General features: G+C 72.9%; 18 protein-coding genes. 12 read left to right on the top strand and 6 right to left on the bottom strand.

The window, feature by feature from the left end; translation table 11 throughout:
* The first annotated feature begins 414 nt into the window (after positions 1-414).
* The 3 genes from ACIA5F_RS15515 (at position 415) to ACIA5F_RS15525 (ending at position 2365) form a co-directional block, all read left to right on the top strand.
* Positions 415-705, top strand: coding sequence for a hypothetical protein (locus ACIA5F_RS15515; RefSeq protein ID WP_399353021.1), 291 nt, complete (start codon positions 415-417; stop codon positions 703-705).
* A gap of 13 nt (positions 706-718) precedes the next feature.
* Entirely contained in the window at positions 719-1216 is a 498-nt protein-coding gene (locus tag ACIA5F_RS15520) for a hypothetical protein (RefSeq protein WP_399353023.1), read from the top strand.
* 75 nt (positions 1217-1291) lie between these two features.
* Complete coding sequence (locus ACIA5F_RS15525) at positions 1292-2365, top strand: NAD(P)-binding domain-containing protein (RefSeq protein WP_399353081.1); 1074 nt, start codon at positions 1292-1294, stop codon at positions 2363-2365.
* A 159-nt stretch (positions 2366-2524) separates the two neighbouring features.
* Here ACIA5F_RS15525 and ACIA5F_RS15530 read toward each other — a convergent pair whose 3' ends face one another.
* Complete coding sequence (locus ACIA5F_RS15530) at positions 2525-4387, bottom strand: ABC transporter ATP-binding protein (protein WP_399353025.1); 1863 nt, start codon at positions 4385-4387, stop codon at positions 2525-2527.
* Positions 4388-4482: 95 nt separating this feature from the next.
* Here ACIA5F_RS15530 and ACIA5F_RS15535 point away from each other — a divergent pair, with 95 nt between their 5' ends.
* From ACIA5F_RS15535 to ACIA5F_RS15550, 4 genes are all read left to right on the top strand, one after another.
* Positions 4483-4938, top strand: a complete 456-nt coding sequence (locus ACIA5F_RS15535; RefSeq protein ID WP_399353027.1) for a MarR family winged helix-turn-helix transcriptional regulator — start codon at positions 4483-4485, stop codon at positions 4936-4938.
* Between the two features lie 42 nt (positions 4939-4980).
* Positions 4981-7917 (top strand): FAD-binding and (Fe-S)-binding domain-containing protein, encoded by a 2937-nt coding sequence (locus ACIA5F_RS15540; protein ID WP_399353029.1) that lies wholly within the window; start codon positions 4981-4983, stop codon positions 7915-7917.
* An 88-nt stretch (positions 7918-8005) separates the two neighbouring features.
* Complete coding sequence (locus tag ACIA5F_RS15545; RefSeq protein WP_399353031.1) at positions 8006-9868, top strand: ABC transporter ATP-binding protein; 1863 nt, start codon at positions 8006-8008, stop codon at positions 9866-9868.
* Positions 9865-11646 carry an ABC transporter ATP-binding protein gene (locus tag ACIA5F_RS15550; protein WP_399353034.1) on the top strand — a complete coding sequence of 594 codons (1782 nt, stop codon included), beginning with the start codon at positions 9865-9867 and terminating at the stop codon, positions 11644-11646. The genes ACIA5F_RS15545 and ACIA5F_RS15550 overlap by 4 nt, the downstream gene beginning before the upstream one ends.
* A 141-nt stretch (positions 11647-11787) precedes the next feature.
* Here the strand turns inward: ACIA5F_RS15550 and ACIA5F_RS15555 are convergent, their stop codons facing one another.
* Positions 11788-12579: a metal-dependent hydrolase gene (locus ACIA5F_RS15555; RefSeq protein ID WP_399353036.1), complete on the bottom strand. Its 792-nt coding sequence runs from the start codon at positions 12577-12579 to the stop codon at positions 11788-11790.
* Between the two features lie 145 nt (positions 12580-12724).
* Here ACIA5F_RS15555 and ACIA5F_RS15560 point away from each other — a divergent pair, with 145 nt between their 5' ends.
* The 3 genes from ACIA5F_RS15560 to ACIA5F_RS15570 are packed head-to-tail and all read left to right on the top strand — an operon-like array spanning position 12725 to position 16646.
* Positions 12725-15247 carry a DEAD/DEAH box helicase gene (locus ACIA5F_RS15560; RefSeq protein ID WP_399353038.1) on the top strand — a complete coding sequence of 841 codons (2523 nt, stop codon included), beginning with the start codon at positions 12725-12727 and terminating at the stop codon, positions 15245-15247.
* Between the two features lie 52 nt (positions 15248-15299).
* Positions 15300-16235, top strand: a complete 936-nt coding sequence (locus tag ACIA5F_RS15565) for an acyl-CoA thioesterase (RefSeq protein ID WP_399353040.1) — start codon at positions 15300-15302, stop codon at positions 16233-16235.
* A gap of 9 nt (positions 16236-16244) precedes the next feature.
* Positions 16245-16646, top strand: coding sequence for a YchJ family protein (locus ACIA5F_RS15570; RefSeq protein WP_399353042.1), 402 nt, complete (start codon positions 16245-16247; stop codon positions 16644-16646).
* On the opposite strand, the gene ACIA5F_RS15575 is transcribed toward ACIA5F_RS15570, so the two are convergent.
* Complete coding sequence (locus ACIA5F_RS15575) at positions 16610-17491, bottom strand: DUF6397 family protein (RefSeq protein WP_399353044.1); 882 nt, start codon at positions 17489-17491, stop codon at positions 16610-16612. The genes ACIA5F_RS15570 and ACIA5F_RS15575 overlap by 37 nt on opposite strands.
* Positions 17492-17607: 116 nt before the next feature.
* Entirely contained in the window at positions 17608-18006 is a 399-nt protein-coding gene (locus tag ACIA5F_RS15580) for a roadblock/LC7 domain-containing protein (RefSeq protein WP_399353046.1), read from the bottom strand.
* Positions 18007-18113: 107 nt separating this feature from the next.
* Here ACIA5F_RS15580 and ACIA5F_RS15585 point away from each other — a divergent pair, with 107 nt between their 5' ends.
* Positions 18114-18542, top strand: coding sequence for a PPOX class F420-dependent oxidoreductase (locus tag ACIA5F_RS15585; protein WP_399353048.1), 429 nt, complete (start codon positions 18114-18116; stop codon positions 18540-18542).
* Between the two features lie 61 nt (positions 18543-18603).
* Here the strand turns inward: ACIA5F_RS15585 and ACIA5F_RS15590 are convergent, their stop codons facing one another.
* Positions 18604-19314: a GTP-binding protein gene (locus ACIA5F_RS15590; RefSeq protein ID WP_399353050.1), complete on the bottom strand. Its 711-nt coding sequence runs from the start codon at positions 19312-19314 to the stop codon at positions 18604-18606.
* A 461-nt stretch (positions 19315-19775) separates the two neighbouring features.
* On the opposite strand from ACIA5F_RS15590, the gene ACIA5F_RS15595 reads away from it, so the two are divergent.
* Entirely contained in the window at positions 19776-20375 is a 600-nt protein-coding gene (locus ACIA5F_RS15595) for a class I SAM-dependent methyltransferase (protein ID WP_399353052.1), read from the top strand.
* Between the two features lie 69 nt (positions 20376-20444).
* Here ACIA5F_RS15595 and ACIA5F_RS15600 read toward each other — a convergent pair whose 3' ends face one another.
* Positions 20445-21359, bottom strand: coding sequence for an oxygenase MpaB family protein (locus ACIA5F_RS15600; RefSeq protein WP_399353053.1), 915 nt, complete (start codon positions 21357-21359; stop codon positions 20445-20447).
* Positions 21360-21495 lie beyond the last annotated feature (136 nt).

The raw sequence follows: 21495 nt of genomic DNA on the forward strand, positions 1-21495 counted from the left end.
CTCTTCGTCCCGTACCGGATGTCCTGATGTCCTGCTACCACATGTCCTTTACCACATGTCCTGTAGCACTCGAATGTCCCGCACCGCTGGAGCCCCGCACCACCTGGACACGTCCAAGACCCCCTGTTGCTCCGAAGTCAAGGCGGTGAGGAGGGGACGCGATGACCGGGCGGGCGAGGACGATCACGCACGTGTACGGCCCTGGTCGGCGGGGGTGTTCCGGGTCTGACGGCGGCCCACGTGCCGGCGCGGGCCCGCGCGGCCCTGACCGGCGCGGCGGTGGCCGCGAGGGGCAGCGGCGGGGCGGCGGAACTGCCGCCGGGGTCTGCCGCTCCGGGGCGGGGGCCGCTCCTACGCTCGGGCGAGGACGGCGGCGGGTCATCCGCCGCCGCGCACGCAGCAGAAGGGGACCCGATGGACCCGAACCCGAACCCGAGGACGAACCCGAACCCGAAGGGCGATCCGAGGACGAGCAGGCTGGCCACCGGCGGCGCCGCGATCATGCTGGCCGCGGGGATCGCGATCGCCGCGGCGGGCGCGGCCCAGGCCGCACCGGCCCCTTCCGAGCGGATCACCTCCGTGCGGCAGCTGCACGAGACCCTCGCCCAGGCGGTGGCCCAGGAGCGGGCCCTCGGCGCGCAGGGCCCGCTCGGCGACCCCATCGGCCGTGAGGTGGTCCTCTCGCACGACACGATCGACGGCTGAGGGGGCGGGGCCGGTGAGCACCGTGGGAACCGATCAGCCGACCGTGCGGTCCGTGGCCGCCCCGGCCACGACATGGTGCCCGAGCGGCGAGGCGCGGGCCCCCGAGTCCGTCGTCCTCGGCGTCCGTTCGGGCCGGGACGGAAGGGTGACCTATCTCGCCGACCCGGTCCCGGCGTCCGGGGTGCTCGGCTCGGTCCCCGAGGGGATCGAGCCGACGCGGGTCCTGAGGTTCGCCTCGCACTGCGTCTCCGCCTGCGTCAACCGGCGGGGCGAGGACTGCGCGCTGGTGGAGCGGGTCCTGACCCTGCCGTCCCCGGCGGACACCCGCGCGGTCCCGCGGTGCCACCTGCGCGCCCGGTGCCAGTGGTGGCGGCAGACGGGCGTGGACGCCTGCCACCGCTGCCCGGCCGTCACCACGGCCACCTTCCGTGAGGACGAACTCGCCACCCTGGTCGCGGACCCGTCCACCACCCCCGCCCAACTGGCGTCCTGGATCGCCGCGGCGAGCTGACCGGCCCGCTGACCGGCTCCGGCGGGGGCCGGGAAGATCCCGCAGCCGTCGCGAGTTAGGAGAACCGTGAACGATATGGAGCGGGTGGACGTGGTGGTCGTGGGCGCCGGGCAGGCGGGTCTGTCCAGCGCCCACCACCTGACGCGGGCGGGGCTCGGGCACGTGGTCCTGGACCACTCGCCCCGGCCGGGCGGGGCCTGGCAGTTCCGCTGGCCCTCGCTCACCTACGGCAAGGTGCACGGCATGCACGCCCTGCCGGGCATGGAACTCACCGGCGCCGACCCGCTGCGGCCCTCGTCCGAGGTGATCGGCGAGTACTTCGACGCGTACGAGCGCCGCTTCGGCCTGCGTGTGCGCCGCCCCGTGGACGTCTCGGCGGTGCGGGACGCGGCCGACGGGCGACTGCTGGTGGAGTCCTCGGCCGGGCTCTGGTCGGCGCGGGCCCTGATCAACGCCACCGGGAGCTGGGACCGGCCGTTCTGGCCGCGCTACCCGGGCCAGGAGTCCTTCCGGGGCCGCCAGCTGCACACCGCGAACTATCCGGGGCCGCAGGAGTTCGCCGGGGCCCGGGTGATCGTGGTGGGCGGCGGCACGTCCGCGGTGCAGCACCTGCTGGAGATCGCCGAGGTGGCGGCGGAGACCACCTGGGTGACCCGTAGGCCCCCGGTCTTTCGCGACGGCTCCTTCGGTGAGGCCGAGGGCCGCGCGGCGGTGGCCCTGGTGGACGAGCGGGTGCGCCGGGGTCTGCCGCCGCAGAGCGTGGTCAGCGTGACCGGGCTGCCGCTGAACGAGGCCGTCCGGGCGGGTCTGGAGTCGGGGGTGCTGGACCGCCGGCCCATGTTCGAGCGGATCACGGACTCGGGGGCCGTCTGGGCGGACGGGCGGCGCGTGGAGGCGGAGGTGATCCTGTGGGCCACCGGGTTCCGGGCCGCTGTCGACCACCTGGCCCCGCTGGGCCTGCGCGAGCCGGGCGGCGGCATCCGGGTCGAGGGCACCCGGGCCGTCCGTGACGAACGCGTCCACCTGGTCGGCTACGGCCCGTCGGCGAGCACCATCGGCGCCAACCGGGCGGGCGGCGCCGCGGTCCGCGAGATCCGCCGCCTCCTGACCCGCGAACGGGCGGTTCCGTCCCCGGCCCTCCCCCGCTGACCCGCGCCAGACGGCCTGGCCAACGACGCCCCGGCCACCGGGCCCGCCGGGACGACAGTGACAACCGGGGCCATGGTGCGGGCCGCTACCCGGTGCGGGCGCCTGCGACCGTGACCGCCGTCCGGCCCGTCATGCGATCACGTTCACGCGTTCACGCGTTCACGCGTTCACCGGGGCAGGTTCGGTGAGCCTGACCTCCTCCGGGGCGAGCGCGGCGTCCCGGTCCCGGCGGACCAGGGCCGCGTACCGGCCGTCCGCCTCCAGCAGTTCTTCGTGGGTACCGCGCTCGGCTATCCGGCCCTCGTCCAGGACCACGATCTGGTCGGCGTCGCGGACGGTGGAGAGCCGGTGCGCGATGGTGATGGTGGTGCGGCCTGCGGAGAGGTGGTCGATGGCCTGCTGCACGGCGTACTCGGTGCGGGTGTCGAGGGCGCTGGTGGCCTCGTCGAGGATCAGGACCGGCGGGTCCCTCAGGATGGTGCGGGCGATGGCGAGGCGCTGTTTCTCGCCGCCGGAGAAGCGGTATCCGCGTTCCCCGACCAGGGTGTCGTACCCGTCGGGCAGGGAGGCGATGTGGTCGTGGATCTGGGCCGCGCGGGCCGCCTCGACGATCTCCTCGTCGGTGGCGTCCGGTTTGGCGAAGCGCAGGTTGTCCGCGACCGAGGCGTGGAAGAGGTAGGTCTCCTGGGAGACCACGCCTATGGAGCGGGCCAGCGAGTCGAAGTCGAGGTCGCGCACGTCCACCCCGTCGAGCACGACCCGGCCGCCGGTCACGTCGTAGAGCCGGGGCACGAGGTAGCTGAGCGTGCTCTTGCCGGAGCCGGTCGGGCCGACCACGGCCAGGGAGCCGCCGGCCGGGACCGTGAGGTCGATCCCGGACAGGGTCGGCCCGCTCCTGGCGTCGTAGGCGAAGTCCACGTTCTCCAGCCGGACCTCGCCCTTCGCCCGTTCCAGCCGCACCGCGTCCTCGCGCTCGGTGATGTCCACCGGCAGGTCGAGGTACTCGAAGATGCGGGCGAACAGGGCGAGTGAGGTCTGTATGTCCACACCGGTCGACAGCAGGCTCACCGCGGGCCGGAACAGGCCCTGCTGCAGGGTGACGAAGGCGACGAGGGTACCGATGGAGAGGGCGGGGGCGCCCGTCTGGAGGGTCATGCCGGCGGCCCAGTAGATGAGCGCGGGCATGGCGGCCATGACGATGCCGATGGTGGACATCCGCCAGCGCCCGGCCATGCTGGAGCGCACTTCGAGGCCGACGAGCTTCTCGGACTCGGCGGAGAAGGCCCGGGTGAGGGAATCGGCGCGGCCCATGGTGCGGCCGAGCAGGATGCCGCTGACCGAGAGCGACTCGGTGACGGTCGCGGCCATGGCGGCCATCTGCCGCTGCCGCTGGGTGGTGATCCTCTTGCGTTCGCGCCCGACCCGTCGGCTGATCCACACGAAGACGGGGAGGAGGAGCAGCGAGACGAGGGTGAGCCGCCAGTCGAGTGCCAGCATCGCGACGACGGAGGCGATGACGGCCGTCAGGTTGGAGACGAGCGAGGTGGCGGTGGAGGTGACGGTGGCCTGCATGCCGCCGATGTCGTTGGCGATGCGGGACTGGACCTCGCCGGTGCGGGTCCGGGTGAAGAAGGCCAGCGGCATCCGCTGGAGCTGGGCGTAGACGGCGGTGCGCAGGTCGTGCATGACGCGCTGGCCGACCGTGGTGGATATGAAGGTCTGGAGCACGCCGAAGACGCTGGTGACGACGGCGGTGAGGATCATGCCGAGGGCGAGCAGGCTGAGCAGGCCGGTACGGCCCTGCGGGATCGCGACGTCGAGGATCTGTTTGAGCAGGAACGGCGAGGCCACGCCGACCAGCGAGGAGGCCCCGACGAGGAGGCCGACGACGGCGAGCCGGCCGCGGTAGGGGTGGAAGAGGCCCATGATGCGGCGCAGCTCGCGCGGCTGGTCCGCCGGGGCGGGGCGGCTGGGGTCCAGGGGACGCTTCGACGGCGTCCATTCCGGTTCGTCGCGACGCATGGGCACCCTCCCGGGAGGTCGGCGGTCAAGTTCATCGGAGCATAGCTCATTGTTACCTATACTCACAATGAACGGCGTCCTGATATTGTTCCCGTATGAGCACCGCTTCCGACACCGATCGGCTCCTCGCGGAGCAACTGCTCCGGCTGACCCGCAGGCTCCACCGCAGCCAGAAACGCCACATGGAACCCCTCGGGATCACTCCTGCCCAGAGTCGGCTGCTCCGACTGGTCTCGCACTACGAGGCCGGCCTGCCGCCCCGGATGGCGGACCTCGCCGCGCGCCTGGAGGTCGTCCCCCGCGCCGTGACCACCCTGGTCGACGGCCTGGAGGCGGCCGGGTGCGTGCGTCGCGCCCCCGATCCCGCGAACCGGCGCGTCGTACGGATCGAGCTGACCGACACCGGCCGCGCCACACTGCGCCGTCTGCGCAACGCGCGGACCGACGCCGCAGAGGAGATCCTGGCTCCATTGACCGCCGATCAGCGCGAGGTGCTCGGCGGCCTGCTGAACGCTCTGGCGGACGCCCCGGCGGAGCACCACTGCCGATGAGGCCGGGCCGGTGACGGCCCGCGAGCGGGCGAGGGGTCGCACATGCCGCTGCTGGAACCGAGACCGGGGGCCCCGCGTCCGCACGGCGCCGGGGGCCCCGCCCCGGACCGGGTCCCCGGCCACCGGGCCGCCGGCACCCCCGAACCGCTGCGCACCGATCTCATCGAGCTGCTGGGCGCCGAGAAGGTGCTGTGGAACGTCTCCGACCTGGTCCGTTACGCCTCCGACGCCTCCCCGTACCGCTTCGTGCCCCAGGTCGTGGTGGTCGCCGAGGACCTCGACGACGTCTCCGCCGTCCTCTCGTACGCCCACGGCAGACAGCGCGAGGTCGTCTTCCGCGCCGCCGGGACCTCGCTCAACGGGCAGGCCCAGGGCGAGGACATCCTGGTCGACGTGCGCCGCCACTGGTCCGGGACCGAGGTGCTGGAGAACGGTCTGCGCGCACGGATCAGGCCGGGCACCACCGTCGTCCGGGCCAACGCCGCGCTCGCCCGCCACGGCCGGGTTCTCGGCCCCGACCCGGCCAGCGCCATCGCCTGCACCGTCGGCGGGGTCGTCGCGAACAACGCCTCCGGCATGACGGCGGGCACCACGCGGAACTCGTACCGGACGCTCTCCTCCCTCACTTTCGTGCTGCCCGGAGGCACCGTCGTGGACACGGCGGACCCGCTGGCCGACGAGGAGCTGGCACGCGCCGAACCGGTGCTGTGCCGGGGGCTGCTGGAGATCAAGGCGGAGATCGGGGCCGATGCGGAGCTGACGGCCCGCATCCGCGCCAAGTACGAGATCAAGAACACCACCGGCTACCGGCTCGACGCCTACCTGGACGGCGCCACCCCCGTCGAGATCCTGCGCGGGCTGATGGTCGGCTCGGAGGGGACCCTGGGCTTCATCTCCGAGGTCGTCTTCGACACCCTCCCGCTGGACCGCGAGCGCGCCACCGCGCTGCTGTTCTTCCCCTCCCTGCCCGCCGCGGCCGACGCCGTACCGCTCTTCACCGAGGCGGGCGCCCTCGCCGTCGAACTGATGGACGGCAACACGCTGCGCGCCTGCGTCAGCGTCGCCGGTGTCCCCGCGGACTGGGCCGGCCTGCCCGGGGGGACGGCCGCGCTGCTGGTGGAGTTCCGGGCCCCGGACGAGAGGGGCCTGGCCGCCTGCGAGCGGCGCGCGGCCCGGGTCCTGGACCGGCTGGAGCTGGTCGCCCCGGTGGCCTCGGTCACCAACGCCTTCACCCGGGACCCGCGGACCGCCGGCGGCTACTGGAAGGCCCGCAAGGCGTTCGTCACCGCCGTCGGCGGGGCCCGCCCCTCCGGCACCACACTGATCACCGAGGACTTCGCCGTACCGCCCTCCCGGCTGGCCGAGGCGTGCGAGGCGCTCCTGGCGCTCCAGGCGCAGCACGGCTTCGACGCGGCCGTCGCCGGTCACGCGGCCCACGGCAACCTGCACTTCCTGCTCACCTTCGACGCCGCCCGGGCCGCCGACGTCGAGCGGTACGCGGCCTTCATGGACGCCTTCTGCCGGCTCACCGTGGAACGGTTCGACGGTTCCCTGAAGGCCGAGCACTCCACCGGCCGCAACATGGCCCCCTTCCTGGAACTGGAGTGGGGGCCCCGGGCCACCGAGCTGATGTGGCGCACCAAGCGGGTCGTCGACCCGGACGGCGTGCTCGCCCCGCGCATCCTGCTCGACCGTGACCCGCGGGCGCATCTGCGCGGCCTGAAGACGATTCCCCGGGTGGAGGCGGTGGCCGATCCGTGCATCGAGTGCGGGTTCTGCGAACCGACCTGCCCCAGCGGGGACCTCACCACCACGCCCCGTCAGCGGATCGTGCTGCGCCGCGAGATGATGCGCCAGCAGCCGGGGTCGGCCGTACTGGACGGGCTGCTGGACGCCTACGGTTACGACGCCGTCGACACCTGCGCGGGCGATTCCACCTGCATGCTCGCCTGCCCGGTCTCCATCGACACGGGCGCGCTGATGAAGGATTTCCGCCACCGCCGGCACGGCCCGCGCGAGGAGCGGGCCGCCGCGCTGGCCGCCCGCCGGTTCCGGGCCGTCGAGGCCGCCGCCCGGCTGGCCGTGGCCGCCGCCGGAGCCGTGGGCGACCTGGGCGGGGACCGGCTGCTGGAGGCGGTCACCAGGGCCGCGCGCAAGGCCGTGGGTCCCGATCTGGTCCCCCAGTGGCTGCCGCAGATCCCCGGCGCCGCCGCGCGGAAGCTGCCGGACACCCGGCGGGCGGGCGCGGCGGCCGTGTACTACCCGGCCTGCGTCAACCGGATCTTCGGCGGCCCGGCCGGGCTTCGCGGGCCCTCGCTGCCGGAGGCCGTGGTGGCCCTGTCGGAGCGGGCCGGGAGACCGGTGTGGCTCCCCGGCGACGTGCGCGGCACCTGCTGCGCGACGATCTGGCACTCCAAGGGCTACGACGCCGGGAACCGGGTGATGGCCGACCGGATCGTGGAGGCCGCCTGGGGCTGGACGGACGGCGGGCGGCTGCCGCTGGTGGTCGACGCCTCGTCCTGCACCCTGGGCATCGCGCGGGAGGTGGTGCCGTACCTCAGTGCGCGCAACCGGGCCCTGCACGCGGAACTGACCGTCGTGGACTCGGTCGTGTGGGCGGCGCGGGAGCTGCTGCCGCGTCTGGAGATCCGGCGGAAGGTGGGTTCGGCGGTGCTCCATCCCACCTGTTCCATGCACCATCTGGACGACGTCGCGCAGTTGCGGGAGGTGGCCGAGGCGTGCGCCCGGGAGGTGGTGGTCCCGGACGACGCGGGGTGCTGCGCCTTCGCGGGCGACCGGGGCATGCTGCACCCGGAGCTGACCGCCTCGGCGACGGCGCGCGAGGCGGCACAGGTGACGGCCCGGGAGTTCGACGCCCACCTGTCGGCGAACCGGATGTGCGAGGTGGGCATGGACCGGGCCACCGGGCGCGGTTACCGCTCGGTGCTGCTGGAACTGGAGCGTGCCACCCGCCCCTGACGGAAATTCGATTGCCCAGGTCGGGTCCGGAAGGCGAACCTTGCACGGTTTGGACCACTCGACCAGTCACGACCAGTCATGGGGCGTCATGCAGATCAGCGATCTTCCGTATCCGGACCCTGGGGTACCCGATGTTCGCTCCGGACCGCGCTTCCTGCTGTGGCTGGGGCGGGGACAGCTCGGTGGCCAGGCCAGGAGCACGGGCTGGGGGCTGCTGCACCACTGCGGCATCGCCGGGCTGCCCTTCGCGGTCGGCCTCGGTGTCGAGGCGGTCGTGGACGGCGACGGCGGCCGGCTGCTGCTGGTGGGCGCGCTGATCGCGGCGCTGGGCATCGCCATCTCCCTCGGTGACGCCATGCTCCACCGGACCGCCGTCACCAACTGGATCACGGCGGCGGCCCGGGTCCAGCAGCTCCTCGCCCGCAGGACGGCCGAGCTGGGCGCCGCGCTGACCCGGCGGGTCGCGGCCGGTGAGGTCGTCGCCGTCTCCACCGGGGACGTGGAGAAGATCGGCTGGTTCGTGGAGGCCGTCTCCCGTTTCCTCGCGGCGGCCACCACCCTCGTCCTGGTCTGTGTGGGCCTGGTGTTCTACGCGCCGTCCCTCGGCCTGGTCGTGGCCCTCTCCATGCCGGTGCTGGCGCTCGCCGCCCTGCCTCTGCTGCCCCGGGCCACCCGGCGCGCCGACATCCAGCGCGAGCGGGCGGGCAGGGCCACCGAGCTGGCCTCCGACACCGTCGCGGGGCTGCGGGTGCTGCGCGGCATCGGCGGGGAGGAACTCTTCCTGGGCCGTTACCGCGAGGCGTCGCAGGCCGTGCGGGAGGCCGCGGTGCGCAGTGCCCGGATGTGGGCGCTGATCTCGGCGATCCAGGTGGTGCTGCCGGGTCTGCTGCTGATCGCGGTGGTCTGGTACGGCTCCGCGCTCGTCCTGGACGGCAGGCTCGCGGTCGGTGAACTCGTCACCGTCTTCAGCGCGGTGTCCCTGATGCTCTACCCCCTGCGGAACGTGGAGGAGATCGCCATGGCGTACTCCTTCTCGCGCCCCTCCGCCCAGCGGGCCGCCCGGGTGCTGGCACTGACCCGTACGGACGCCGGGGAGGAGCCCTCGGTGGCCGCCGGGCCGCCCCGGGAACCGGCTCCGGGCGGGGACCTGTACGACCCCCGGACCGGGCTGATGGTCCCGGCGGGCCGGTTCACCGCCGTCGTGTGCGGGGACCCGGACCTGGCGGGAAGGCTGGCGGAACGCCTCGGCGGGCACCCCGTGCACACCACCGCCGCCGACTCCGACGGGGAGCCGGAGGGCGGGGAGCGTCCCTCGGCGCTGCTGGGCGGGGTCGCGCTGGACGAACTCGCGCTCGACACCGCGCGCAGGCTGGTCCTCGTCCAGGACAAGGAGCCGGTGCTGCTCTCCGGGACGCTGCGCGAGCTGTTCGAGGTGCCGTCCTCCGGTGCCGTCGCCCCGCAGGAGGCGCTGGACGCGGCCCGGTGCGGGGACGTCCTGGACGCGCTGTTGCAGTCGTCCCCGGACGGGACCGAGGACCCGATGGACGCACGGATCACCGAGCGCGGCCGGTCGCTGTCCGGCGGGCAGCGCCAGCGGCTCGCGCTGGCCCGGTCCCTGGTCACCGACCCGGAGGTACTGGTGCTGGACGAGCCGACCTCGGCGGTCGACTCGCACACCGAGGCCCTGATCGCGGACGGGGTCGCGGCGCTGCGGGCCGGGCGCACCACGGTGGTCCTGTCCTCCTCCCCGCTGCTGCTGGACCGCGCCGCCCGGGTCGTCCTCCTCCACGGGGGCACGGTGGCGGCGGTCGGCACCCACCGCGAACTGCTGCGCACCGAACCGCGTTACCGGGCCGTCGTCACCCGCGAGACCGACGAGGAACAGCGGCTCGCGGGGCTCGGCCTGGACCGGCTGTCCGAAGTACTCACAGAGATCGAGGAATCCGCATGATCGGCGTGGCGCCACCGGAGTACGATCCGGCGGCCCCCGAGTCGGCCGCCACCCTGCCCGTGGGCACGTCGGCGACCGTACGGGGATATGTGAGCGGCCTGTTCCGGCGCCACCGGCGGGCCTTCGCGGTGCTGGTGACGGTCAACGCGGTCGCGGTGATCGCCTCCATGGTCGGCCCGTACCTGCTGGGACGGGTCGTGGACGACCTCTCGGCGGGGGCGCGCGATCTCCAGCTGGAGCGCGTGGCGTTGCTGTTCGCGCTGGCGTTGCTGCTGCAGACCTTGTTCGTCCGGCTGGTGCGGCTGCGCGGGGCGATGCTGGGCGAGGAGATGCTCGCCGATCTGCGCGAGGACTTCCTGGTGCGGTCGGTGGGGCTGCCGCCGGGCGTGCTGGAGCGGGCGGGCACCGGTGACCTGCTGTCGCGGATCACCACCGACATCGACCGGCTGGCCAACGCGATGCGTGAGGCCGTGCCGCAGCTCGCCATCGGTGTGGTGTGGGCGGGGCTGCTCTTCGGGGCGCTCGCGGTGACCGCGCCGCCGTTGGCGCTGGCCGCGCTGGTGGCGCTGCCGGTGCTGGTGATCGGCTGCCGCTGGTACTTCCGGCGGGCGCCCTCGGCGTACCGCTCGGAGGCGGCGGGGTACGCGGCGGTCGCCGCCGTGCTCACCGAGACGGTGGACGCGGGCCGCACGGTCGAGGCGCACCGCCTGGGGCAGGACCGGATCGCGCTGTCGGACCGGCGGATCAGGGAGTGGACCCAATGGGAACGCTACACATTGTTCCTGCGGACGGTCCTCTTCCCGGTCATCAACGTCACCTATGTGACGATCCTGGGTTCCGTGCTGCTGGTCGGCGGCTACTGCGTGCTGCGGGGCTGGATGTCGGTGGGACAGCTGGCCACGGGGGCGCTGCTGGCGCAGATGATGGTCGATCCGATCGGCCTGATCCTGCGCTGGTACGACGAGTTGCAGATCGCCCAGGTGTCGCTGGCGCGTCTGGTGGGCGTACGGGAGATCGAGCCCGACGCCGGGGACGCGAAGGTGGTCCCGCAGGGCCGGGACGTGCGGGCGCGGGAGGTCCACTTCGGCTACCGGGAGGGCGTGGACGTCCTGCACCGGGTGTCGATGGAGGTGGCGCCGGGTACGAGGATGGCGCTGGTGGGGCCTTCGGGCGCGGGCAAGTCCACGCTGGGCAGGCTGCTGGCGGGCATCTACGCGCCCCGGACCGGCGAGGTCACCCTCGGTGGGGCACGGCTGTCGCGGATGCCCGCGGAGCGGGTGCGGGAGCAGGTGGCGCTCGTCAACCAGGAGCACCACGTGTTCGTGGGTTCGCTGCGGGACAACCTGCGGCTGGCCCGGACGGACGCGGGGGACCCGGAGTTGTGGGCGGCGCTCGGCGCGGTGGACGCGGACGGCTGGGCGCGGGCCCTGGAGGCCGGTCTGGACACCGAGGTCGGGTCCGGTGGCACCGCGCTGACCCCGGCGCAGGCGCAGCAGGTCGCGCTGGCCCGGCTGGTGCTGGCGGACCCGCACACGCTGGTGCTGGACGAGGCCACCTCGCTGCTGGACCCGAGGGCCGCACGGCATCTGGAGCGTTCGCTGGCGCGGGTGCTGGACGGCCGGACGGTCATCGCGATCGCGCACCGGCTGCACACGGCGCACGACGCGGACGTGATCGCGGTGGTCGAGGGCGGCCGGATCAGTGAGCTGGGCTCGCACGACGAGCTGGTGGCGGCCGACGGCGCGTACGCGGCGCTGTGGCGGTCCTGGCACGGGTGACCCGTGCGGGGCTCACGGCCCGTGCCCCCCGGTCCCGCTGTCGCGGGGCCCCGGGGCGCGGGCCGTCGTGTGTCCGGCCCACATGATGTCCGTCCGGGGGCGGAGGTGGACAGACGGCCGGTGCGGTCCTCGTGGGGGGGCTCAGATCAGGCCGAGGGCCGACGCGCCGCCGACCCCTCCGAGGAGCATGAACACCGGCATGAGGACCTTGAGCTCCACCCAGCTCCCGGCACGGAAACGCATCATCTTGGGCGGGCCTATGGGGTACCAGCGCTTGCCGGCGATGGGCAGGGGCCACAGGATCGGGCAGCCGGAGACGGTCAGCGCGTCCCCGATGTCGTGGACCAGGGCGCCGAGCAGGATGGGCAGGCCGAGCCAGAGGTACTCCTGGCCGGGGCCGGTGAAGAGCCAGCCGGCGCCGTTTCCGGGCTGGTCGAGCACTCCGGCCAGAATCCACGCGCTGGTGGCGCCGAGCAGCCAGACGAGGACGTCGCTGGACATGCGGGCGGCCCGCCACAGCAGGCCCTCGACGGCCAGCACCAGGTGGACGAAGAGGAGCGCGAGGACGCCCCAGCGGTCGGCCGTGACGGCGAGCGCGGAGGAGCCGCCGCCGATCAGGACGGCCCAGAGCCAGGTGTGGGTCAGGGTGCGGTGACCGCCGGTGCGGCGGGCGTCCCGGGGGGCGCGGGTGGCCTTGTAGACGCTGTAGGAGACCTTGTCGACCACTTCGCACAGGCCCCGGGAGAGCGGGCCGAAGGCACGGGAGATGGTCGCCGACTTGTGGTCGAGGTCGGGGGCGAGGGCGGCTCCGGCGCAGATCAGCGCGCCGACGACGAGGACCGGCCAGGGCATGGGGTGCCCGGCGGCCGTGGTCGCCGCGCCCACCCCCAGCCAGGCCGCCGCCCCGGACAGTGAGTGCGCCGGACCCATCATGGTCGTTCCCCGCCCCGGTGGTGTGCTGGTCGGGCCCCGCCGACGGTTTCGCCGGGGCCGCATCGACGGCACAGCGTACCGTCGATGATCTTCGTTACGTCCGCCGGTTCCCTCATCCGGGAGGAAGCCAGGCAAGATGGGGGGTGTGACCCTCATTGATCAGCTCCCGCCGAACGCCGACCCCGACGCCCTCTTCGAGGCTTTCTCCTCGTGGGCACAGGACCAGGGCATCGCCCTGTACCCGGCTCAGGAGGAGGCGCTGATCGAGGTCGTCTCCGGGGCGAACGTCATCCTGTCCACCCCGACCGGCTCCGGCAAGAGCCTGGTGGCGGCGGGCGCGCACTTCACCGCGCTGGCCCAGGACAAGGTCACCTTCTACACCGCCCCGATCAAGGCGCTGGTCTCGGAGAAGTTCTTCGACCTGTGCAAGCTCTTCGGTACCGAGAACGTCGGCATGCTGACCGGGGACGCCTCCGTGAACGCGGACGCGCCGGTGATCTGCTGTACCGCCGAGGTGCTGGCCTCCATCGCCCTGCGGGACGGCAAGTACGCCGACATCGGCCAGGTCGTGATGGACGAGTTCCATTTCTATGCCGAGCCGGACCGTGGCTGGGCCTGGCAGATCCCGCTGCTGGAGCTCCCTCAGGCCCAGTTCGTCCTGATGTCGGCGACCCTCGGCGACATGAAGCGGTTCGAGGGGGACCTGACCCGGCGCACCGGCCGCCCGACCTCGGTGGTCCGCTCCGCGCACCGGCCCGTCCCGCTGTCGTACGAGTACGTCACCACGCCGATCACCGACACCATCACCGAGCTGCTGGAGACCCGGCAGGCCCCCGTCTACATCGTGCACTTCACCCAGGCCCAGGCGGTCGAGCGGGCGCAGTCGCTGATGAGCATCAACATGTGCACCCGTGAGGAGAAGGACCGGATCGCCGAGCTGATCGGCAACTTCCGCTTCACCACCAAGTTCGGCCAGAACCTCTCCCGCTACGTCCGCCACGGCATCGGCGTGCACCACGCGGGGATGCTGCCCAAGTACCGGCGCCTGGTGGAGAAGCTGGCCCAGGCCGGTCTGCTGAAGGTCATCTGCGGTACCGACACCCTCGGTGTCGGCGTCAACGTCCCGATCCGCACCGTGCTCTTCACGGCGCTCACCAAGTACGACGGCACCCGGGTCCGGACGCTGCGCGCCCGCGAGTTCCACCAGATCGCCGGGCGGGCGGGCCGGGCGGGCTTCGACACGGCGGGCTATGTGGTCGCCCAGGCGCCCGAGCACGTCATCGAGAACGAGAAGGCGCTCGCGAAGGCGGGCGACGACCCGAAGAAGCGTCGCAAGGTGGTGCGCAAGAAGGCTCCCGAAGGTTTCGTCGCCTGGTCGGACATCACCTTCGAGAAACTCATCGCCGCCGACCCGGAGCCGCTGACCTCGCGTTTCAAGGTCACCAACATCATGCTGCTGTCGGTCATCGCCCGGCCGGGCGATGCCTTCAAGGCCATGCGTCACCTCCTTGAGGACAACCACGAGCCGCGCAAGGCCCAGCTGCGGCACATCCGCCGGGCCATCGCGATCTACCGCTCGCTGCTGGACGGCGGTGTGGTCGAGAAGCTCGACACCCCGGACGCGGAGGGCCGCTCCATCCGGCTCACCGTCGACCTCCAGCAGGACTTCGCGCTCAACCAGCCGCTGTCCACCTTCGCGCTGGCCTCCTTCGACCTGCTGGACCCCGAGTCCCCCTCCTACGCGCTGGACATGGTCTCGGTCGTCGAGTCGACGCTGGACGACCCGCGTCAGATCCTGGCCGCCCAGCAGAACAAGGAACGCGGCATCGCCGTGGGGGCGATGAAGGCCGACGGGGTCGAGTACGAGGAGCGGATGGAGCGGCTCCAGGACGTCACCTATCCCAAGCCGCTCGAAGAGCTGCTCCTGCACGCCTACGACGTGTACAGCAAGAGCCACCCGTGGGTCCGCGACCACCCGGTCTCCCCGAAGTCGATCATCCGCGACATGTACGAGCGCGCGATGACCTTCACGGAGTTCACCTCCTTCTACGAGCTGGCCCGCACCGAGGGCATCGTGCTGCGCTACCTGGCGAGCGCGTACAAGGCGCTGGACCACACCATCCCCGACGACCTCAAGTCCGAGGACCTCCAGGACCTCATCGCCTGGCTGGGCGAGCTGGTCCGGCAGGTCGACTCCAGCCTGCTCGACGAGTGGGAGCAGCTGGCGAACCCGGAGGTGGAGACGGCGGAGCAGGCCCAGGAGAAGGCCGACCAGGTCAAGCCGGTCACCGCGAACGCGCGTGCCTTCCGTGTCCTGGTCCGCAACGCCATGTTCCGCCGGGTGGAGCTGGCGGCCCTCGACCACGTCAACGTGCTGGGCGAGCTGGACGGCGGGTCCGGATGGGACGCCGACGCCTGGGGCGAGGCCATGGACGGGTACTGGGACGAGTACGACGACCTGGGCACCGGGCCCGACGCGCGCGGTCCGAAGCTGCTGCAGATCGAGGAGGACCCCGCGCACGGCCTGTGGCGCGTGCGCCAGGCCTTCGCCGACCCTCAGGGGGACCATGGCTGGGGCATCAGTGCCGAGGTTGACCTCGCGGCCTCCGACGAAGAGGGCCGGGCAGTCATCCGGCTGACCTCGGTCGGCGAGCTCGGCGAGCTCTGACCGCACCCCGCACCCCACCGGCGCCGCCGGACCCGACCGTGGAGAGCCCCTGATGACGAACCCCGCCGAGAGACTGGTCGATCTCCTCGATCTGGAGCAGATCGAGGTCAACATCTTCCGTGGCGCCAGCCCGCAGGAATCCCTCCAGCGGGTCTTCGGCGGCCAGGTGGCCGGCCAGGCTCTGGTGGCCGCGGGCCGCACCACCGAGAGCGACCGCCCGGTCCACTCCCTGCACGCGTACTTCCTGCGCCCCGGCATTCCCGGGGTGCCGATCGTGTACCAGGTGGAGCGGGTCCGCGACGGGCGGTCCTTCACCACGCGCCGGGTCACCGCGGTCCAGCAGGGCAAGACGATCTTCAATCTCACCGCCTCCTTCCACCATCCGGAGGAGGGCGGCATCGAACACCAGCTGCCTCCTCGTCTCGATTTCCCCCATCCGGACACGCTCCCGAAGGTCGCGGACGAGATCCGCGCGCACCTGGGCGCCCTGCCCGAGGCGCTGGAGCGGATGGCCCGCCGCCAGCCCTTCGACATCCGGTACGTGGACCGGCTCCGCTGGACTCCCGAGGAGTTCGAGGACGCCGATCCCCGCAGCGCGGTGTGGATGCGCGCGGTCGGTCCCCTCGGGGACGACCCGCTCGTGCACACCTGCGCCCTCACCTATGCCAGTGACATGACCCTCCTCGACGCGGTGCGCATCCCCGTGGAACCCCTGTGGGGGATGCGCGGCTTCGACATGGCCTCGCTCGACCACGCCATGTGGTTCCACCGGCCGTTCCGGGCGGACGAGTGGTTCCTGTACGACCAGGAGGCGCCCATCGCCCACGGTGGGCGGGGGCTGGCCCGGGGCCGCATCTACGACCTGGAGGGCAGGCTGCTGGTCTCGGTGGTCCAGGAGGGCCTCTTCCGCCCCTATCCGCCCAAGTCGCCCATGCCGCCCATGCCGCCCAAGTCGTCCATGCCGACCGAGCCGGCCTCCAGGAGCTGAGTCCCGACCATGCCCGCCCCGTCCCTCCCCTGCCCTTGCGGTCTGCCCGCCGCCTACCCCGAGTGCTGCGGCCGGTTCCACTCCGGTGCCCGGCAGGCGCCCACCGCCGAGCTGCTGATGCGCTCGCGGTTCAGTGCCTTCGCCGTCGGCGACACCGCCTACCTGCTGCGGTCCTGGCACCCCTCGACCCGCCCGGACCGGCTCGACCTCGATCCCGGGCAGCGCTGGGACCGGCTGGAGATCCTGGCCACCGAGCGCGGCGGGCTGTTCGAGACGCGGGGCTCGGTGGAGTTCCGGGCCCATTACCGGGAGGGCGGGCACACCGGTTCACTGCGTGAGCACAGCGACTTCTCCCGGGAGAACGGGGCCTGGCTCTACGTCGGCCCCCTCTCCCCCGTCGACTTCGACTGACCCCGCGCCCCGGCCAGGGCGAAGGCCAGGCCGCCCCGGTAGCGGCGGATCTCCTGCGGTGACTGTGCCCGCAGCAGGCGGGCCGCCACGGCCGCGGCGGCCGGGATCTGCGGGTGCCCGTACGGCAGGGGCGGGGCGAGGGCGGCCAGCACGATCCGCTCCGCCGGATCGGGTACGGCCCTCCTGACCTCTTCCTCGGGGAGGACCGAGGCGAGCACCGCGGCGTGCTCCCAGGGGGCGGTGGTCCGCCTCAGCAGCAGTCCCACATGGCGCCCGCGCCACATGGACGGGCGCAGGTCCTCCTTGGCCGCCATCACCGCCTGGTCCGCCAGAGGCGCGACCCCCCGCAGTATCCCGGGCTCCCGGGCGGCGAACTCCTTCAGTTCCAGGGCCAGGTAGAGCCAGACCACGGCCCGGTACCGGTTGATCCGGTAGCCGACCGGGGCGACGTGCCCGCAGCGCGCGAGCCGGGTGAACCGGCTCGGGCTGATCCCCATCACCCCGGCGGCGGTCTCCGCTCCCGCCACGGTCTCGACCCGCGCGCGCAGCGTCTCCGGAAAACCCCCGGCCGCCCTGACCCGGTCCAGTTCCGCCCGGGTGTAGCGGGCCGCCCCGCCGGGCGGGCGTGGTCCGGCGCGTACGAGCCCCAGCTGGACGGCACGGGCGAACTCGCTCCGGCTCAGCCCCAGCTCCCCGGCGGCCCCCGCGCCGCTCACCGGCGCACCCGCACCCGCCTCAGCACCAGCGGCGAGGCCAGCACCCGGACCGGCGCCCACACCCGCACCCTCACGCACATCGGCGCCGACACCCGCGCCGTCCCGCAGCGCGGTTCCCCTCTGCATCATCACGGTCTCCCCCACGAGCGACGATTACTCTGTGTGAAGAAAGTAACTCACCGCAACGACACTCCGCGAGACCTGTGGACAACTTCGCGGGCCGCCCCCCACGCGGCCCCTCGGCCTCAGCCTCCGGTGATCCGCCGCTCCGTGACGCCCAGGTGCTCGCCGACCCGGTTGACCAGCAGCGTCATCTCGTACGCCACGTGACTCATGTCGGCCTCGGAGGCGCTCAGGACGCACAGGCAACTGCCCGCGCCCGCCGCCATCACGAAGAGGGCTCCCTCGTCGTACTCGACCATGGTCTGGCGCACCTCACCGGCCCGGAAGTGCCGTCCCGACCCCTTCGCCAGGCTCTGCAGACCGGCCGCGACGGCCGCCAGGTGCTCCGCGTCCGCCCTCTCCAGCCCGGCACTCGCGCCCGTCACCAGGCCGTCGTTGGAGAGCACCACCGCATGCCGGACCTGCTGGACCCGGCGCGTCAGGTCGTCCAGCAGCCAGTCGAGCTGCTTGTCCAGTGCCATACCGAGCCCCTCCCCGTTGGCGCGCGCCGACGTGGCCGCGCCCCACCCCGCGTAGTCGTCCCGCAAGCCTTCCCCACCAGCGGCTTTCGGGCAAGGAGGATGTCCCCATGGCGAAGAAGATGACTCAAGAGGAGTGGCGGGCGTTCGTCTCCCACTCCACCCGCACCGGAAAACTCTCCACCGTCCGCGAGGACGGGAGCCCGCACATCGCTCCCATCTGGTTCGTTCTCGACGGCGACTCCTTCGTCTTCAACACCGGCAGGGCAACCGTCAAGGGGCGAAATCTGGCCCGTGACGGCCGGGTCGCCCTGTGCGTGGACGACGAACGGCCACCGTTCTCGTTCGTCGTGCTCCAGGGCCGCGCCGAGATCAGCGAGGACCTGGGCGCGATGCTCACCTGGGCGACCAGGATCGGGGCCCGTTACATGGGTGAGGAGCGCGCGGCGGACTTCGGCCGCCGCAACGCCGTCCCCGGCGAGCTCCTCGTGCGGGTCCCGATCGACAAGGTGATCTCGGCGGCGGGCCTGGCCGGCTGACCGTCGATCGGGGACCGTCTCGCGGGTCCGGCGCGACGGCCGCCGCGCCGGACCCGCCCGTTCACGCGGTGTCCGCCTGCGGACCCACCGACTCCAGCAGCCGGGCGGTCTGTACCCGTCCGGCGTGTTCGACCAGTCTGATCAGCACTTCCTTACCCGAATCCCGGTCCCGCGCGTCACAGAGCACCACGGGCGTCGCCTGGTCCAGGTCCAGTGCGAGCGACACCTCGTGCACCCCGTACCGCCGGGCGTCCGTGAAGCAGTTGACGGCCACCACGAACGGAATCCGCCGGTGCTCGAAGTAGTCCACCGCCGGGAAGCAGTCCTCCAGCCGCCGTGTGTCGGCGAGCACCACCGCGCCCAGCGCCCCGTGGGACAGCTCGTCCCAGAGGAACCAGAAACGGTCCTGCCCCGGCGTTCCGAACAGGTAGAGCGAGAGCCCGGACCGGATGGTGATCCGCCCGAAGTCCATGGCCACGGTCGTCGTCGTCTTCTGCGCGACCCCGCCCGTGTCGTCGATCAGCTCGCCCGCCTCGCTGAGCAGTTCCTCGGTCCGCAGCGGCCGGATCTCGCTCACCGCGCCCACCAGCGTGGTCTTGCCCACCCCGAAGCCCCCGGCCACCAGGATCTTCAGTGCGAGCGCGGAGAGTTCCGCTTCGTCCTCCGGGTCCAGGTCCAGGTCCAGGTCCAGGCCGGGGTCGAGCCCCTCCGGGCCGGGGTCCTGGCCCGCGGCCCGACCCCGATACGGGTCGGGGGACGGCTCCGGTTCCATGCCGGGTACCGATACCGATACCGGTTGCGGGGCCGGGCCAGCAGCCGGTCCGTCGTCGTGCGGTGACATCACAGCGCTCGCAATCCTTCGATGACTTCACGCGGAGTCCGTCCGTCCGGCAAGCGGGGCGGGCGGTACGTGCGGCCGGGCCGGCCGGTGGGCGGGACGCGGTGCGCTCCGGCCGGGACAGCAGCGCGGCGGACGCGGGCAGGGCGTGGCGCGGCAGGGGGCAGCGCCACGCGGTGCCTCCGTCCGTGGCAGCGCGGCGGCCGGCCGCGGGCGCGTGGTCCAGGTGTCCCATGGCCACCGGAGGCTAGTCCGCGAGAGGGTGCGCGGGCGGGGCGCATCACAAAACCTATGGAAACTGCCGGATTGTGACAGATACGCGCCCGCCTGAGATCACCGCACGTGCCATCTTGCGCACATTCCGCAGCCTCCGACGGGTGGGAGATCATGGGCGCATGAGCGAGGACCACACACACGTGCAGGAGTTCTTCGGGGCGCGCGCCGCCGGCTGGGACCGCAAGTTCCCCGACGACGGGCCCGCCTTCGGCACCGCCGTGGCCGGACTCGGGCTGCGGTCCGGGGACCGCGTGCTCGACGCGGGCTGCGGTACCGGGCGGGCCCTGGCCCCGTTGCGGGCGGCCGTCGGTCCTTCCGGGACGGTGCTCGGCGCCGATCTCACCCCGCAGATGCTGGCCGCCGCGCGACGCGCCGGACGGGCCGCCGAAGGCGCGCTGCTGCTGGCGGACGTGGCACGGCTGCCGCTGCGCGACGGGTCGCTGGACGCGGTGTTCACCGCCGGACTCGTCACCCACCTGCCCTCCCCGGGGCCGAACCTGCGCGAACTGGCCCGGGTGGTCCGCCCCGGTGGCCGCCTCGCCCTCTTCCATCCGATCGGCCGGGCCGCCCTGGCCGTGCGCCAGGGCCGCGTCCTGACCCCGCAGGACCTGCGGGCCGAGCCCGTCCTCGGCCCGCTGCTGGCCGGTTCGGGCTGGGAGATGACCTCGTACGCCGACGAGGACGACCGCTTCATGGCCCTGGCGGTACGTCACTCCTGACCCGCCCTCACCACCGCATTGCCCAGGCCCCGCGCCCGGGGCCTGCGGGTGGGGCCTGCGGGGGGCGGGTCAGGCCGGGGGCTGGGCCCCGGCCCCGGCGGGCCGGCGGGGCCGGGGGACGGGGCAGCCGCCGGTGCCGGGCACCGGGAACGTGCCGAGTTCGCCCACGTCGTAGCCGCCGGGGTAGCCCTTGATCTCCGGGTTCTGGCGGGCGTAGTGCGGGGCTCTTCGCGGGGGCAGCAGCCGTACCGCGCGGCCCCTCAGCCGCAGGGCGCCGCGGACCAGCCTGCGCACCTGGGGGCGCGGCGACTCGTACCGGAAGGCGTCCAGCAGCGGCTCGTCGAGGAGGGCGAGGCTCGCGGCGCGGACGGCGGGGGCGAGCGGCGCCGGGTACCAGGAGGCCATCAGGCCGATGGTGGAGTCGGCGACCGCGCGACCGCCCTCGTCCCAGCCGAAGTGGTCCTTCTCGTAGGCATCGAGCGTGGCTTCGAACTCCTCGAAGGAACCGGGGATGTCCGTGATGCCCAGGTGACGGCCGAGGGTGGCGTAGTAGTGCGCGGCGGCCCGGCGTTCGTGGTGGGTCAGCGGGCGCCAGCCGTAGGAGTCCAGCCAGCGCGCGGGTACGACCACGAAGGTGCACAGGACGTAGCGCATGTCCTCGTTGCCGATGTCGTAGCTGCGGTGCATCTGGTTGACGCGGCGGATCGCGGTGCGGGCGGTGTCGCTCTCGAAACCGTGCTCGACGACCGCGTCGAGGAGCAGCGCGGTGTCGTCGTAGCGCTTCTGGGCGCGTTCGGTGAACTCGGCGGTCTCGGCCAGCAGACGGCCGATGCTCGGCACGGCGTACGTCCGGAACAGGGCGAGTTCCAGGGCGCGGGTGAAGTCCCAGGGGAACTCGTAGGTGGCGGTCAGCCGGTAGATGGTGAGGAAGTCCCTGTCGGGATCGAGGCGGAGGATCTCCCTGAGCCGGTCATAACGCTGCACCGGGCGTCCCTTCTGTGGCGGGTACCCAACTCTACGGTTCGGTAGCGGACTTGGAAATCTCTCTCCTGGCACCCCCTCGCACCCCCTTGCGCCCCCTCGCCCCGCACCGCACCGCAGCGCCCCCTTGAGACCCGGA

The organism is Streptomyces sp. NPDC051567, assembly GCF_044454165.1.
In the GTDB taxonomy this organism is placed as follows: Bacteria; Actinomycetota; Actinomycetes; order Streptomycetales; family Streptomycetaceae; genus Streptomyces.